Consider the following 15,887-nt stretch of genomic DNA (forward strand, 5'->3'; position numbering starts at 1 on the left):
GGCGCCTTGCGCCGTGATCTTATGACAGTCAGGAGGAGCATGTATGGAATTTATCGTTTATCTTGCCGGAGAAATACATAGCAATTGGCGCGAAGAAGTGAAGGAAAAAGCAAAATCGCTCAAGCTGCCGATCACATTTGTCGGACCGATGGAAAATCACGACCGCTCCGACAACATCGGTGAAGAAATTATGGGCAAGCAGGCTGATTCGATCGCGAAAGATGATGCAGCCTCAGATTTGAACAATTTTAGAACTTCCATTTTAATGAACAAGGCAGATGTGGTCATCGCTCTTTTCGGGGAAAAATACAAGCAATGGAACACGGCAATGGATGCTTCATACGCGATCGCCAAAGGCAAGCCCCTGATCATCATCCGACCTGAGTCACTCCATCATCCGTTAAAAGAACTGTCAAACAAAGCGAACATTACTGTAGAAACCGTAAATCAGGCGATTAAATCGTTGTCATACGTATTTGAAAGCCGGTAAAAAGATACCCTGTGCGTAAAGCAGCACAGGGTTTCTTTGTTCAATCATTTCTCAATATCGACTGTACGGCAGAACTGTCGCAAGCTTTGACAAGCTTAATCAGCAATTCTTTTGCAGCAAGGTAGTCATCAACGTGGATAATGGAAGCAGATGTATGGATGTATCTTGAACAAATACCGATCACGGCCGAAGGAACGCCTTCATTTGAGATGTGAACACGGCCGGCATCGGTTCCTCCCGGGGAAACAAAATATTGATACGGGATGTCATTTGTCTCTGCCGTATCCAGCACAAAATTTCTCATTTCGCTGTGCGTCACCATGGTCCGGTCGAAAATCCTCAACAGCACCCCTTTGCCAAGCTGGCCAAATTGATTTTTGTCGCCGCTCGCATCATTTGCCGGACTTGCGTCAAGCGCGAAAAACAAGTCAGGCTGTATCATATTGGCCGCAGTTTGCGCGCCCCTTGTCCCGAGCTCTTCCTGGACGGTCGCGCCTGAGTAAAGAGTGTTCGGAAGTTCTGTTCCCTGCAGTTCTTTCAGCAATACAATGCTGAGTCCGCAGCCGTAGCGGTTATCCCATGCTTTCGCAAGAATCTTCTTTTCATTTGCCATCGGAGTAAACGGACAGATCGGCACGATTTGCTGGCCTGGTTTGACACCGATACGTTCAGCATCTTCCCTGTCATCCGCACCGATATCAATCATCATGTTTTTGATATCCATCGGACGTCTCCTCTGCTCATCTGTCAAAAGATGAGGAGGCGTGCTCGCGATGACGCCGGGGATCGGCCCGTTGTCCGTATGGATTTCCACCCGCTGGGCCAATAAAACCTGGCTCCACCAGCCGCCCAGCGTTTGAAATCGAAGCAGGCCGTTGTCTGTGATTGATGTAACCATAAATCCCACTTCATCCATATGGCCGGCCACCATGATTTTTGGACTGCCTTCCGGTCCATGTTTAACGCCGAACACGCTTCCAAGTCTGTCCTGGATGATCTCATCAGCATATTTTTCAAGCTCTTTTTTCATGAAACGACGGACAAGATGTTCGTTTCCCGGAGCGCCGGGGAGCTCCGTCAGCGTTTGAAAAAGCGTTCTCGTTTCCTGATTCATCTGTTTCCCTCTTTTCTTATGTATCTCTCTACATTTTACATAAGTGTGCGATGTGTTTCCAGAAGAGAGCCCATCCTTAACACGGACGGACATGTTCTGTATAATGAAAAAAACAAGCTTTGGAGGTGCTGAAAAGATGAAACTGCGCCATTTTCTTCTTGGGGCCGGCATCGGCATTGCCGCGGCCGTTGTTGTCAAACAATACGTTATGCAGCCTTACATTTCTTCTGAAAAAGCGCTGCGCATCGTCAAGTCCGCTTTTAAACAGAGAGGTCCGATCGACGGTTCATGGATATATTCCGTTCCGGAAGCCTATACCGTAAACGGCGAAACCGTCATGGTGTACAAAACAGGCATTACCCGTTCCGCTTTCGGAGAGCTTGAACAGTACGAAGTCATGGTTGATGCAAAAACAGGCATGATCGTAGATGTGATTGATACTGCAGCATAGCATCAAAAAGATGCGGCCTGATGGCCGCATCTTTTTATATGGCGCGAATCGGCCGGTAGACCGGATGCCACATCGCATCCTGCACCGCCTGAATCACATCGTCCGGCTCATTTTCTGCAACTCCGTCTTCTATGGCTGCTTTGATGACAGCCGTTGCCACGGTTGCAGAAACCGTGCGCAAATCCTCAACTTCCGGAAGAAGCGCGGCGCCGGGCCGGCCGGTATCAACCATGCCAGCGATCGCAGCCGCGCTGGCGTAAAACATGTTGTCCGTAATCAGCCTTGCTTTTGATACGAGCGTTCCGAGCCCAAGGCCTGGGAATACAAAGGCATTATTCGCCTGGCCGATCGCATAACGGGTGCCGTTGTATTCCACAGGCGCAAACGGACTTCCTGTGGCGACGAGCGCCCGCCCTTCCGTCCATTTGATCAAATCTTCAGGCTTTGCCTCAGATAACGGCGTCGGATTGGACATCGGAAATATAGCCGGCCGTTTCACATGCTTTGCCATTTCTTTTACGATTTCCTCTGTAAATGCGCCCGATACAGTCGAGGTTCCAATCAAAATGGTAGGCTGCACTTTTTTAACCACTTCGAGCAGATCGATTGTGTCCCCCGGGCCGTTCCGGCTGAAGCCTTTTACCTCGTCAGCAGGCCTTGCATACGGCTTTTGAATGTCCTGCAAGTCGTTCATATCGTCGGTCAGCAAACCGTTCCGGTCAACACACCAAAAACGGCGGTATGATTCCTCTTCCGATGCCCCCTCTTGAACGAGGGCGGCGCGAATTTGCTCAGCGTTGCCGATCCCGGCCGTCCCCGCTCCGAATATGACCACTTTATGATCCTTCAGCGGCATTTTGGATATTTTGACGGCCGCAAGCACCGCTGCGAGGGTTACTGCTCCCGTGCCTTGAATGTCATCGTTAAAGGTGCAAATTTTGTCTTTGTATTTTTTCAAAATCTGACGTGCGTTCTGCGTTCCGAAATCTTCCCAGTGCAGCAAAACGCCTGGAAACGTCTCGGTTGCGATTTGAACGTATTGCTCAATAAACGATTCATAACGCTCGCCCCTGATCCTGGAATGCTGATTCCCGACATAAAGCGGATCATTGAGAAGCCTTTCTTGATTTGTCCCCGCATCAATGACTACGGGGAGTACCCTGTTAGGATCGATTCCCGCAGCCGCAGTATAAACGGCAAGCTTTCCGATCGAAATGGCGATGCCGCCGACTCCCCAATCCCCGATTCCGAGAATTCCTTCAGCATCAGTTGCCACTATCAAATCGATCCGGCTTCTTTTAGCGGCCAGATTTTCAAATGCCGTTTTCATACCTTCAGGGTCATTAACCGACAAAAACAGCCCCCGCGGTTTTCTGTATTCATGGCTGTATTGCTGTATTGCCGTTCCGACAGTCGGGGTATAAACTATCGGCAGCATTTCTGTCATATGATCGTTCAGCAGCCTGTAGAACAGCACTTCATTGCGATCGTGAAGCGCCGTTAAATAGACGTTTTTGCTCAAGTCATCAGGCTGTGATTGGAACTGTTTATACGCCCGTTTTGCCTGTTCTTCAAGCGTCAGCACCTTGGGAGGAAGCAATCCTGTCAAACCGAGAGCTTCCCTTTCCTCCGAAGGAAAGGCAACCCCTTTATTCAGCAGGGGAGTCGCAAGGACTTCAAATCCTCTTAATTGCGTCTCGATCACTTGTTCATTCAGTTTATTGTGGATCACCCGTCGTCTTCCTTTCAAAAGTTAGTTACCCTTAGGATGGATAACAACAAAGCAAACCATTCACCAAAATAGCTAGCGCCTTTCTCTTTTTACTGATTCTGCAATATCGCCGTTTTCATCCCATTTTAAAGCTCTGTAAAGGGCGTCATGGTAAAAAATGTACCAGGCGTTTTTTTCGGCGGCCTTCGCCTGCCATGCTTGCTTCGCGGCAATCGATGTCATCGGATAATCGTCGTACGCCAGCACCCAGAGAGGATTCTGATGGGCGTGTGTAGGCATAATGTCAGCCATATGAAGGGCCGTTTCACCGGCATCTTCGAGAACGATCACCGAATGGCCGTCGCTGTGGCCGCCTGTATGATGCATCGTGATTCCGGGCAAAACTTCAAGCTTCTCGTCGAAGGTCCTCACTTGATGCTGAACCGCTTCCCAGTTTTCTTTCCAATATGTATTTTGGGAGCGGATATTCGGATTTCTCATCTCTTCCCACTCGATCGCAGACGTGTAAATCGCTGCATTCGGAAACACGGAAACAAGGCTTTCTCCCTCAAAGCGCGTTAATCCGCATGCATGGTCAAAATGGAGATGTGTCATCAGAACGGCGTTGATATCTTCCGTTGAGAGCCCGAATGCTTTTAACGAGTCATCAATTGACGATTCTTCGGTGACCCCGTAATTTCGTTTTTGTTTATCCGTCAGTTTGCCGCGCCCGATACCGGAATCGATCAGCAGATTCGTGCCGTCTTTCTGAACAAGTATAGGGTCTGTTCTAAGTTCGATTTGATTTTTCTCATTGGCGTCATACTTTTTTGACCAAAGCGGCTTGGGAACAACACCGAACATTGCGCCCCCGTCCATATGCGTGACGCCTCCGTTCAGCCATGTCAGCTTGATTCGTCCGATTGTTAAAGTTTCCATGATCATCCCTCCTCCTCCTATCGTAGCAAAAAAAGCAACCCGAATCAGCTTCATTTGAAAGCAAAAAAAACAGACCGCAGGAAGCAGTCTGTCTTTTTATGTTCGCCATTCAGCTTCGACTCTGTAGATCGGCTGACCTTTAGCAGCGAACTTTTCTTCGTATTCGGTCATCACATTTCCTTCAAATTCGCTTTGATGCAGGTCAAGGCTGACAAACGTCAAAACGAGTCCGTATTCGGAAAAACTGGTGAGGGAGTACTCAAATAACCCGCGGTTATCGGTTTTAAAATGAATCTCTCCCTTGCCTCCGAGCACCTGCTCATACTTTTTCAAAAACGCTTGATTGGTCAGACGGCGCTTTTCATGGCGCTTTTTCGGCCACGGGTCGGAAAAATTCAAATAGACCCGGTCGACCTCCCCGTCTGCAAAAACGTCTGAAAGCATATTGGCATTGATGTTCAAGAGCTTTACATTCGGCGCCTCTGTCTGCTTTACTTTATCAACAGCGGTTACGATGACGCTTTTAAATAATTCGATTCCGATATAGTTTACACCCGGGTTTTGCAGGGCCATTCCTGAAATAAATTGCCCTTTTCCGGTTCCTACTTCAATGTGGATCGGGTTGTCATTTCCAAAAACGGAATGCCATTTCCCTTTGTATTGAGACGGCTCGCTGATCACAATATGAGAGTTTTCAGCCAGGTAGTCATCCGCCCAAGGCTTGTGACGCATTCGCATGTACTTACACCTCTATCTGTTATATCGTCTTACAACATACCATGAAATGCGGGAATCCCGCAAGGCTCTTCCAAAGCAAAAAAGACCGAAGATCGGCCTCCGGGTCTTTCGCGTATAAATTACAGCTTTCTGAACATTTTAATCCATATACTCCGAGTATGAAGGGAAGTGCCAATATTATGGGCTTAAATCAGCAAAATCAGATTCATCTATTAAAAGACATTCTCTCAGACCATCAAGCAGACTGCACCGGAACCGTCGCTGAATGCGAACAGCTGGAGCGGATTATCAAGTCTTTAATGGCAAATACGAATCTTGACGCCGGCCTGAAAGGCGTTCTCGAAGACATTTATTTGTACAGCCAGCGGGGAAGAGCGTCCGCTTCGATCAACAACCACATTCAGGAGCACCAGGATCATCTTACACAATGGGTGGAAGATATCGACTCATTTTCATGAAGATCCGGCAAGACGCTCCATCAATGCGTGCAGCTGTTCCAGCCCCTGGTGAAAGCCTTCCTGATTGCCTTTCGCTTTTTGCCAGAGTGTTGTCATTGTCTTTTCCGCCAATACGTACCAGGCCATTCTCAGCCTGAGATTGTCCGTTAACGAAGAGCCGTAGCGTTCGAGCCAGCTTCCCCATTCCCGCTCTTCAACGTAATGATAAAGAAGCGGCCCCAGATCGATCGCGGGGTCTGCAATCATCGCTCCATCCCAATCGATTAAATAAAGCTGGTTCTGATCTGTGAGAAGCCAATTGTTATGATTGACATCGCAGTGACAGACGACCTTTTCTCCGGACTGTACATCTTCCAGATGGCGCTCCAGATATAAAAGGGCTTGGTCCAGCTGCGGTATCGGATATTGCCGGGCCTGGATAAACTGCTTCAATTGAGTGATTACAGAGCTTGGCTGAAAAGGCTGTTTGCCGAGTCTCTTCAGCATGTCTAAAAGCTCTTTGGAGCTGTGAATTTTCCGAAGCATCTCAGCCACCGCCTGGCTGTTCATATCCTTCGGCTTCAGCTCTCTTCCCTTGAGCCAGTGCTGTGCCGTAATCACATCCCCGTTTTCCATTCGTTTTGTCCAAACGAGCTTAGGAACAATTCCTTCCGCGGACAGGACAGCCAAAAAAGGAGAGCTGTTGCGCTTTAAAAAAAGCTGCTGTCCATTATATTCTGCATAATATGCGTCTCCTGTAGCTCCTCCTGCGGGGGAAATCTCCCATTCGCTACCTAGTAATTGTCCCAACCAGTTCATATCGATTTTCAACCCATCATTTCATTAAAAGATTTTAAAAAGCATCTGCTCCCTGGAACGGGCAGCAAACCGCTTGTATTGTCGTCTCTTTATATTCAAATAAAAAGACGGCTATTGAGAGTCATTTGTGCTAAACAATAGCCGTCTTTTAAATTTTAGCGCTAGACGCCAAACTTCGTCAAGCAAAACTAAAAAATCCCTTTTGGTTCGTATAAAACATAGGTCCCGATGCCGTTCAGCCGAAGCCTTTTTTCCACTTGAACCTTCCCATTGAAGAACGTAAAAGGATCGCAGTGCAGCAAGTACCGTTTCTGATCGGGCAGTTCAAGCGTCTCCTTTTTTGCAAACGGACAATGCACCACTATGATTTCGTTCCAGGGATCAAATGCCGCGATGTTCTTCAGCTTGTAAGCCGTCACCTCTCCAGTACCGCTCATAAAAGAAAGATGTTCCTTGACTTCTTCCTCTTTTTGCAGACGAAAAGCGGGATGGCTTCTCCGCAGCCGGATCAGCTGGCGCACATATTCGACATCCTCGCAAAGCTCCGCCCGCTTTTCCCAATCGAGCCTGTTGATGCCATCTCCCGAGCTGTAGCTGTTGCTGTCCCCATTCTTTGTTCGGCAAAATTCCTGCCCGGCGTGAAGAAATGGAACGCCTTGCGAAAGCAGGACGATCGACAACGCGAGCCTTTGCCTGAGCCGTTTTGTGTACACATCTTCTTCCGAACAGAAGGCCATTTTATCCCAAAACGTATGATTGTCATGGCACTCCACATAATTAATTGACTGTGCTGGCGGCAAAAATCCGGGTGAACCGGCAATACCGTGCTGAAGCGCCGCTTTTTTCCATGTGTCCCCTAAAGCATACCCGCGGTCACTAAGCTCAAATGTACTCCCTTTGACTGCGTTTCTGAACCGATCATTAAAAAAGCCGACCGCTGGAACTTTTCCGGCATTTTGCAATGTTGCTTTTTGCCCGCTTTCAAGCGGGGTATTTAAATCCCAGCCTTCTCCGAACAGAAGCACGCCCGGCTTCACATTCTCGGCAAGCTTACTGATTTGGCGGACGGTTTCAATATCAAGAATGCCCATTAAATCAAAACGAATTCCGTCGACATCATATTCTTCCAACCAATAGCGGACAGAATCGAGGATATATTTTCGCACCATCAACCGCTCAGAAGCAATATCATTTCCGACGCCTGTTCCATCGGATGGAAAACCGTATTCATTATGTCTGAAAAAATAACCGGGAACCGTTTTTTCAAAAGGGGACGTTTCCCTCTTGTACACATGATTATATACGGCATCCATGATCACGGAGAAACCGTGTTTGTGCAGCGACTGAATCATCGATTTCAGCTCGGTGATTCTGCATTTGGGGTTCTGCGGATCGAGTGAATAGCTTCCTTCCGGGGCATTAAAGTGAATAGGGTTATAGCCCCAATTATAAGATTGATCAGGAGCAAGCTCATCAACTCCGGCAAAATCGTGAAAGGGCAGAACCTCGATGTGGGTGACGCCGAGCTCTTTCAAATAGGCAATTCCCGTTGAGAAGCCGCCGGACGTTTCAGTTCCGTCCTCTGTAAAAGCAAGATATTTGCCTTTATGGCGCATACCGCTGTCCTCATGAATCGAGAAATCGCGGATGTGAACCTCATATATAACTGCATCGCACGGACTGTGAAGGCTTGGCGCACGGTGTTTTTCCACCTTGACTTCATCAGGATCTAATACAACGCCTTTTTCCCCGTTTGCCGTAACAGCTTTTGCATAAGGATCGACTGTCAATAACGGCGTCCCATTTACATAAAGCTCATATAAATAGGACCAGCCGTTCAGATCGCCTTCGACCGTTACCTCAAAAACACCCTTTTTTCCGCGCATCATTTGAAAAGTATTTGTTTGAAATGAATCAGGGCTCTCCAGCTTGATCGCTGCCGTACTCGCGGTCGGCACCCATACCTTAAATAAAGTACGCTCTTTTGAATAAAAAGCCCCGAGACGGCCGTCATAAAAAAAAGCCTTGTCAAACGCCGCGCTTCTCGTAACAGAGCCGATTTGCAGGTCTGTCCAGGCGCTTTCTTCACAGCATACTTTGTGAACTCTTCCGAACGGAACGGTGCGGCTGCTTTCGAGAACATACTTAAATTGCTCCTCAAGCTCCTCCGTCGCTTTTACTGAAAGCCCTATCTTCTCTCCTTGATCATCTTCAAGAAAAAAAGGGGGGCTGCAGCTTGACGCACGGCTCTTCTGAACTAAAACAGTGATCGTTCTCATTCCATCGAGATAAGCTTCAAAAGGGCGGCTGATACCCGGCATCTCAGTCTCTCCTTCATCCGAAAGATTTAAGCTCTTAATCGAAGGGATTCGGTCCCTGTTTTAATGAAAACGGGCGCCCAGCCGATCACCTCTCCATCCGCCTGAAAGAGCACCCGCTCATTCGTATGAAAATAGATGTCTTTCGTCTTAAACGCCGTAACACCGTTTTTGCCGACATGTTTGCCGAATATCATCGCAAACAAGAGGCCGGCTTTTTTCAAGATGGGCAGGTCTTCGATAATGATCACGTCTAAAAGCTCATCCCGGGGATTTGCGTTCGGTGCGATCTTCATTCCTCCGCCATAGTAAGGGTGATTTGAAACCGACGCAAACCAGATTTTTTTAAACGTACGCTTGTCATCCCCGTTTTCATACGAAAGAACAAATGGTTTAAACGTAAACGCCGTCACAAAGAAAATCAGCGGATGAATCAAATGATTCAGCCTGAGAGCAGCCGTCCATTTCGGCAAAGCTGACACCTTTTTGGCGGTGCAGGCATCAAACCCGAGGCTGAGATGATTAGCAAAATAAAGTTCGTTTTCACTGTCTTTCGTATGAAAGCTACCGAGGGCATAGGTCCGGGTCAGCGATTGCCCTTTTCGCTTCATTTCTTTGATGACATTCGATTTTTTCACGGTAAAGCCGCGTTTAAAATCATTGCTTAAGCCTGACGGGATGACGCTCAGCTGAATGTCCCGCAAGCTGACCAAGCCATTGAGCACTTCATGGACGGTTCCGTCCCCGCCGATCACCAGCAGGCGCTTCAGTCTGTCATCCTGCATTGTTGATATTTGCCTTGCCAACACTTCAGCATGCCCGGGATGCTGAGTCATAAATGAGCGGTACGATACATCTGCTTTTTGGAGGTCTTTCTGCAATGATTTCCATACTCTTAAGGCCTTCGAGTTTCCCGCCTTTGGATTTATGATGATATACCAATCGCTCATGATTCCATTCTCCATTTTATAGTATGAAAAAGCCGGGATAACGTTCTGGCGGTCAGCTCAGCCATTCCTGTCTCCGCATCGAGTCGGAGACGCCGTGCGACAACAAAATTTTCGCCGTTTTCAGCTGCTGGCTTTTAATCGGGGCGAAGTTCTTTTGCTGTTTCTCCAGCCACTCTTTCCAGTGTCTCTTGTCACAAATGCCGATTCCGTACGGGGGTTCCGGATAATCGATGTACGATGTCCGGCTGACGATGACTTTGCGCACAGGCAGTTCGATCCCCGATCCCTTTAACAAACCGGAAAGAACTGTGCCTGTCCTGAGAAGCTCGACAGCCGGGTTTAACAGTGACCGTTCCCTGCCCCTTACCGTTTTTTCTTTCCAAAAACGATCTTTAGAACCGATAAATGCGCTGTCCCTCTCACCTTCAAGAAATGACATACAGTAGATCTCAAGAGGCGTGAGAATCAAGACGCTGAGCTCTACCGCAGCCTGATTCACCTGCAGCACCGGCCGATACATGATGAAATATGAATCCGGCAGCTGCTGTGCTAAAATGTGCAGGATTTTATCGCTTTTTATTTCCCGGGAAAGTCTGGATATGTCAGAGATTGTCGAGCTTGCCCATTTCAGCTGAAACTCGTACACGTATTCTTTAAAAAACGACGCGAGTTCTTCCCCTGCCGCAGGAATTCTTGCGATCAAACTTTCATCCGTTTCTCCGTCCAGTCCGTTAAACCATTCATCGGCTTCTTTTCCTTTATTAATATCGGATGCTTCTTTTTTTCTCTTTAATGTAAATGTATTCTTTCTTTTTCCGACCGTTTCATCACCGGCGGCTCCTTTATCGTGGTGAATGCTTTCTTTCTTTTTTTCAGCCATCTCTTTAATTGACTGCCAGCGCTGCTTTTTCAAGCGGATAAACTGGTTGATATAATGATAAGGATCCTGTTCATATCTTGAAATACAGTCCTGTATTTTAATAATCTGTGCCATCTGCGTTCATCTCCGAATCTTGCTTTTCTGCAGCCGGCCGTTCGCCGAAATGGAAAACGGCTTGATGCTCGTATTTGGGAAGCCTGTCTAAATGGGTTTGAAAGATGGTGAAATGCCGGGCTGTAAATGACACCTCGGCTTCAAGCGGCTTCAGGCGGCCGTTCAAAGAGGCTGATCCATTCCACTTTCTGGCGACCGTCACATGTGGATGAAAAGGCCGTTTTTCAATATCAAAGCCCGCCTCATCTGCAGCATGCTTCACCCGTTCCCTCACCTGAAAGAGAGCGGCTGAGTATTCCGGTTCTACATGAAGAATTCTCGGCTCTGACGGCTTGCCGAACGTTCCGAAACGTTTCAAGGCAATCTGAAACGGAGCCGTCTCATCGGAGATCAGCTTGAGGCTGTCAGCGAGCATAGCCAGCTGCTCCTCTTCAGCAGAGCCGAGGAACACGAGGGTGATGTGGTAGTCCAAAGGATGCACCCATCTATGAAAAGAAAGTTCCGGACGGCTGCTGACCGTGTGATAAAGCGGCTCACTAAGCTCCGCCGGAATTGGAATTCCAATAAAGTAATGCGGTTTGACTGACATATGTATGGCTTCCTCCTCATTCGTCTTCTCTATATTTTAACAAAAAATATAAGGACTTATAACCTCTCTATTTTCCACTTTCCAAGGCCTTATGATAGGATATTGACAGAACCATGTTTTCTAGAAAGGGTGCACAGTCGTGAGAGCCGTTCAAAATATTGCAGAATTAATCGGGGAAACGCCCCTTGTCAAGTTGAACCGCGTTCAGCCCGAAAACGCGGCCCAAGTATATATCAAGCTTGAATCTTTTAATCCGAGCGGAAGCGTGAAAGACCGCGCGGCCTACCAAATGATCCTGGATGCCGAAGAAAAAGGCCTGCTGAAACCGGGTTCAACCATCATCGAACCGACGAGCGGGAACACCGGCATCGGCCTTGCGATGAACGCGGCGGCAAGGGGCTACAAAGCCATCCTTGTCATGCCTGATACGATGACAAAAGAGCGGATCAATCTTCTGAAAGCATACGGGGCTGAAGTCGTCCTGACGCCGGGAGATGAAAGAATGCCGGGCAGCATCAAAAAAGCGCAGGAGCTCGCTCGGCAAATCCCAGGCAGCTTTATTCCGATGCAGTTTGATAATGAAGCCAATCCGGAGGCTCACCGGAGATCAACCGCTCTGGAAATTGCCCGGGCAATAGAAGAAATCGGCAAACCGCTTGCCGCATTCGTTGCAACAGCAGGGACAGGGGGAACGATTACCGGAACAGGCGAAAAGCTGAAAGCGTTGTTTCCGGGGATAACCGTTCATGTGGCAGAACCTGCAGGGTCGCCAGTTTTATCCGGCGGCAAACCCGGAAAGCACAAGCTTGTCGGGACAAGTCCGGGATTTATTCCAAACATTTTAAATGAAAACGTCTATGACGAAATCTTAAAGATCAAGGACGAAGAAGCCTACGAGATGACACGCAGTTTGGCGCGGGAAGAAGGAATCCTTGTCGGCCCTTCTTCTGGAGCCGCTTGCTTTGCTGCTGTTGAAACGGCCAAGAAGCTCCCTCCCGACAAAGTGGTCGTCTGCATGACAGCCGATACAGGGGAACGCTATTTATCAAGCGATTTATTTCAATTTGATTAAGAAAGAAAGCCTGATTTCTGTTCTGAAATCAGGCTTTTTTATGAAGAAACCGATGATTGCACGGCTGCCGTCTTTTTTGAAAAGGTGTTGATCATCACGAACAACAGGAAAGAAAGAGAAGATAAAACACCGAAGAACAAATAGACGGACAGGGCTGAATAGCGTTCATAAATCAGCCCGCCGGCAAATGTACAAAACCAGTTGCCAAAACCGTTTCCGACGGCTGTGTACAGACTGATCGCTGTAGCGCCTAAATGGCCGGGAGCCAGCTTTCTTACGTATTGCAGCGCGGCCGGGATAAACAATCCAATGGAAAAGCCTTGTACAATACATGTCGCATAAACGAACGGCAGCGACGGCATGATGTAGTAAAAAAGCCAGCGAAGCGAGGAAATGAGAACCGCAAACAGCAGCACCCTTTCAATTCCAAACCGCTGAATCAAGCGGTTCGCGGCTTTCATAAAAGGCGCTTCACTGCCGGCAGCGACCAAAAACGCGATCCCCCTCTCCCGCAAGTGTGCCTCCGATTTCATTGATATAAATGCCAAAATAAATGTTATGAGCAAGTGTAGGTCCCATCATCAGAAAGGCGGCAAGCAAAAAGATCAAATACTTTCTGATTTTGAATAACTCTCTGATCCCGCTCTTCAAATCGACCTTCATCGCTTTATTTTCTTTCGGAAGCCTGTGAGCAAATATAGCTGAGGCGATCAGGAACAAAGTAAACGTATAAAAAATAACGGAAAGATGAAAAATTTCAGCAAGCCTTCCCATTACAAAAACGGCGGCGGCAAAGCCAAGGGCTCCCCACAGCCGAATCGATCCGTAGGGGATTTTTGTTTTTTCCGAAAAACTGACCGCTATGCTGTCGGACAGCGGGACGATGGCGCTTTGAAATGCAGCAAGAAAAATCATCGCAAGAAGCAGCCATTCATATGATTTGAATAGTGAGAACAAAAAGGCAAATAAAGCCGTCAACAGTAAAGCCATCGTCAAAAGCACGGTAGGCTTTCTCGTTAAATCGCTCATGATTCCCCAGACAGGCTGGATGAAAATCATGACAACGGGGCTGATCGACAAGATCAGGCCGATTTGTCCGCCTGACAAATGAACGGCATCTTTTAAATACACGGAAAGAAGCGGATAAAACGCCCCGTAACCGAAAAAGAACAAAAAATAAAATGAATAAAACCGTTTCCTCACATGCAGCAATTCCTTTACCTGCTTCAAAAAGCCCCTCTCCTCTCGGACGCCTGTACGCACCTTTACTATATTTGTTATCCCTGAAAACAGCAATGTTTTTCAGCAAAAAAGCCGCTCTATAGAGCGGCCGTCTTTGTTGTGCTAAACATGCATCCCTGTCCTGGCATCGTTGTGATCCGTTATATATTCAATACGCTTAAAACCGCAGTTCTTTGCGTTTTGATACAGAAGCTCCAGCTTTTTTTGATCTTTGCAGTATATCGTGACAAAACTCGAATCGGCTGTAAGCACAATCAGCTCGCAGCTGCTTTTCATATATGATTCATATGTGCTGACATCCTCAGGATGACCATCCTGAGGAAAAGCCTTCAGATCAGCGAAGATAAGATAGTATCTTTTGTCTTCGAGCCTTTTTTTTAATGCTTTTCCTGTCAGCACCTGCGGTTCTTGGGGAAAAAGATTTTCATCTGACAATTCACCGTTTTGCACGAGATAGCATTCGCCATCTGCAAGCAGCCAATTGAAACAGGCCAGATCAACCGGCTTCAGCATATCGAGAAGAAAGCGCCCGTACCCGTTCGGGATTTCAAATAATACGCCTCGCTTATGACTCATGTCATCACTCTCTTTGCTACTTCGCCAATTCATAAATAGCCTGTGCATAAATCGATACAGCCTTCAGCAGATCATCGATTTCCATATACTCGTCTTTCTGATGGGCAACGTCAGGACGTCCTGGAAACAGCGGTCCAAATGCCACGCCGGCTTCCAGTGATCGTGCATATGTCGCCCCGCCGATGGAAATTAATTGTGCCGTTTCCCCTGTCTGCTCCTCATAGACCCGCTGCAGCGTTTTGATCAGCTCATGGTCTTTTGCTACATGATGGGGCTTGCTGTCTTTAAAGCTGATAAGGCGGGCGCCCTGTATTTGTGACAGCCCGGATTTCACCCGGCCGCTCTCTTCAGTCACAGGATAACGAATATTAATATGGGCCTCCCCGCCTTTTTCCTGTTCATACTGCAGCCGGCCGACATTCAACGTCAGCTCTCCGCTGATGTCATCACGGCAGTCGATGCCGATCTTTTTCCCTCTCGTATCTCCGGCAAAAGCCCCGCTAACCGTTTGAACAAAATGGAGACCGGCTCTGTCAAGGGATTGTGTATGTAAAAACTCGGCCAAAATGAGACCGGCATTGACACCGTTATTAGGCTCCATGGCATGAGCTGATTTGCCGTACACGGTTAATGTCAGTCTGCCGCCTTCTTGAAGAATACGCCCTTCTGCGCGCTTTTCTTTTACAAACCGGGCAAATGACTCTTCAAATCCTGACGGGGCAGCTCCGGCCAGAACGGCTTCGGCATCATCAGGCACCATGTTCAGACGCCTGCCGGACCGGAAAATCTCCAATACTAAGTCCGCACCTGTTTCCGCTTGATCAGTTTCAATTTTTAAAGCTGCGTCAATCAGGCCTTTTTCCGCATAGATAATCGGAAAATCAGCATCAGGCGCAAAACCGGCTGAAGGCATCTCTTCGTGTTTAAAGTAATGCTCGACACAGCGCCAGTCGCTTTCTTCATCGGTGCCGATAATCATTCTGATTCGCTTTGATAATGGGAGGCCCGAGTCTTTGACAATTTTTAATGCATGAAACGCGGCCATTGTCGGCCCTTTATCATCAAGCGCTCCCCTTGCATAGATGCGGCCATCTCTGATTTCTGCAGCAAACGGATCGCTCGTCCATCCATCTCCGGGCGGAACGACATCAATGTGGCAAAGCACGCCGATGATCTCCTCGCCTTTCCCCCATTCGATATGGCCTGCATAACCGTCAAGATTTTTGACCGTAAACCCGCTTTCTTCCCCTTTATTTAGAAGCGCTGTCAGGCATTCTTGAATTCCTTTTCCAAACGGCCGGCCCGGACCCGCCGTCTCTTCATCAAGGACGCTGTTGATTTTTAAAAAACCTTGAATATCCTCTACGATCTCATTCCGTCTTTTTAAAACTTCCTGTTCCCAGTTCATAATTTCGCCCCTTCTTTTTTCAGTTTAGCCAAAAACCCT

The 15,887-nt window shown here is 47.8% G+C and carries 17 protein-coding genes; 4 read left to right on the forward strand and 13 right to left on the reverse strand.

Features of this window, described 5'->3' with window-relative positions; translation table 11 throughout:
- Positions 1-43: 43 nt before the first annotated feature.
- Complete coding sequence (locus tag MKX80_RS16105) at positions 44-490, forward strand: YtoQ family protein (RefSeq protein ID WP_268342712.1); 447 nt, start codon at positions 44-46, stop codon at positions 488-490.
- Positions 491-530: 40 nt separating this feature from the next.
- Here the strand turns inward: MKX80_RS16105 and MKX80_RS16110 are convergent, their stop codons facing one another.
- Positions 531-1,604, reverse strand: a complete 1,074-nt coding sequence (locus MKX80_RS16110; RefSeq protein WP_268342713.1) for a M42 family metallopeptidase — start codon at positions 1,602-1,604, stop codon at positions 531-533.
- A gap of 136 nt (positions 1,605-1,740) precedes the next feature.
- Here MKX80_RS16110 and MKX80_RS16115 point away from each other — a divergent pair, with 136 nt between their 5' ends.
- Complete coding sequence (locus tag MKX80_RS16115) at positions 1,741-2,055, forward strand: PepSY domain-containing protein (protein WP_154998888.1); 315 nt, start codon at positions 1,741-1,743, stop codon at positions 2,053-2,055.
- A 34-nt stretch (positions 2,056-2,089) separates the two neighbouring features.
- Here the strand turns inward: MKX80_RS16115 and MKX80_RS16120 are convergent, their stop codons facing one another.
- From MKX80_RS16120 to trmB, 3 genes are all read right to left on the reverse strand, one after another.
- Positions 2,090-3,787, reverse strand: a complete 1,698-nt coding sequence (locus MKX80_RS16120) for an NAD-dependent malic enzyme (protein ID WP_268324538.1) — start codon at positions 3,785-3,787, stop codon at positions 2,090-2,092.
- Between the two features lie 72 nt (positions 3,788-3,859).
- On the reverse strand, positions 3,860-4,705 hold the full coding sequence (locus MKX80_RS16125) for an MBL fold metallo-hydrolase (RefSeq protein ID WP_268324539.1): 846 nt from the start codon (positions 4,703-4,705) through the stop codon (positions 3,860-3,862).
- A gap of 96 nt (positions 4,706-4,801) precedes the next feature.
- Positions 4,802-5,443 (reverse strand): tRNA (guanosine(46)-N7)-methyltransferase TrmB, encoded by a 642-nt coding sequence (trmB, locus tag MKX80_RS16130; protein WP_154998882.1) that lies wholly within the window; start codon positions 5,441-5,443, stop codon positions 4,802-4,804.
- A 179-nt stretch (positions 5,444-5,622) separates the two neighbouring features.
- On the opposite strand from trmB, the gene MKX80_RS16135 reads away from it, so the two are divergent.
- Complete coding sequence (locus MKX80_RS16135; RefSeq protein WP_154998880.1) at positions 5,623-5,901, forward strand: YtzH-like family protein; 279 nt, start codon at positions 5,623-5,625, stop codon at positions 5,899-5,901.
- Here MKX80_RS16135 and MKX80_RS16140 read toward each other — a convergent pair.
- The 5 genes from MKX80_RS16140 to thpR form a co-directional block, all read right to left on the reverse strand.
- Complete coding sequence (locus tag MKX80_RS16140) at positions 5,896-6,699, reverse strand: phosphotransferase family protein (RefSeq protein WP_154998878.1); 804 nt, start codon at positions 6,697-6,699, stop codon at positions 5,896-5,898. The two genes, MKX80_RS16135 and MKX80_RS16140, sit on opposite strands and share 6 nt — an antisense overlap.
- Positions 6,700-6,887: 188 nt before the next feature.
- Positions 6,888-9,020 carry a type I pullulanase gene (pulA, locus tag MKX80_RS16145; protein WP_339227163.1) on the reverse strand — a complete coding sequence of 711 codons (2,133 nt, stop codon included), beginning with the start codon at positions 9,018-9,020 and terminating at the stop codon, positions 6,888-6,890.
- A 26-nt stretch (positions 9,021-9,046) separates the two neighbouring features.
- Entirely contained in the window at positions 9,047-9,967 is a 921-nt protein-coding gene (locus tag MKX80_RS16150; protein WP_268299322.1) for a YegS/Rv2252/BmrU family lipid kinase, read from the reverse strand.
- Between the two features lie 52 nt (positions 9,968-10,019).
- Positions 10,020-10,961 (reverse strand): hypothetical protein, encoded by a 942-nt coding sequence (locus MKX80_RS16155; RefSeq protein WP_268299324.1) that lies wholly within the window; start codon positions 10,959-10,961, stop codon positions 10,020-10,022.
- A complete protein-coding gene (thpR, locus tag MKX80_RS16160; RefSeq protein ID WP_154998869.1) occupies positions 10,945-11,550 on the reverse strand; it encodes an RNA 2',3'-cyclic phosphodiesterase in 606 nt (201 codons plus the stop codon). Before thpR ends, MKX80_RS16155 begins: the two co-directional genes overlap by 17 nt.
- 139 nt (positions 11,551-11,689) lie before the next feature.
- Here thpR and cysK point away from each other — a divergent pair, with 139 nt between their 5' ends.
- On the forward strand, positions 11,690-12,622 hold the full coding sequence (gene cysK, locus MKX80_RS16165; protein WP_154998867.1) for a cysteine synthase A: 933 nt from the start codon (positions 11,690-11,692) through the stop codon (positions 12,620-12,622).
- Between the two features lie 38 nt (positions 12,623-12,660).
- Here the strand turns inward: cysK and MKX80_RS16170 are convergent, their stop codons facing one another.
- The 4 genes from MKX80_RS16170 to pepV form a co-directional block, all read right to left on the reverse strand.
- On the reverse strand, positions 12,661-13,113 hold the full coding sequence (locus tag MKX80_RS16170) for an MFS transporter (RefSeq protein ID WP_268342717.1): 453 nt from the start codon (positions 13,111-13,113) through the stop codon (positions 12,661-12,663).
- The gene (locus tag MKX80_RS16175; RefSeq protein WP_268342719.1) at positions 13,094-13,852 is read right to left on the reverse strand and encodes an MFS transporter; all 759 of its coding nucleotides are present in this window, start codon (positions 13,850-13,852) and stop codon (positions 13,094-13,096) included. The genes MKX80_RS16170 and MKX80_RS16175 overlap by 20 nt, the downstream gene beginning before the upstream one ends.
- A 114-nt stretch (positions 13,853-13,966) precedes the next feature.
- Entirely contained in the window at positions 13,967-14,440 is a 474-nt protein-coding gene (locus tag MKX80_RS16180) for a DUF2691 family protein (protein ID WP_182070208.1), read from the reverse strand.
- A gap of 16 nt (positions 14,441-14,456) precedes the next feature.
- The gene (pepV, locus tag MKX80_RS16185) at positions 14,457-15,848 is read right to left on the reverse strand and encodes a dipeptidase PepV (RefSeq protein WP_154998861.1); all 1,392 of its coding nucleotides are present in this window, start codon (positions 15,846-15,848) and stop codon (positions 14,457-14,459) included.
- Positions 15,849-15,887: the final 39 nt, after the last annotated feature.

The organism is Bacillus sp. FSL K6-0972 (assembly GCF_037976035.1).
Lineage (GTDB): Bacteria > Bacillota > Bacilli > Bacillales > Bacillaceae > Bacillus > Bacillus haynesii.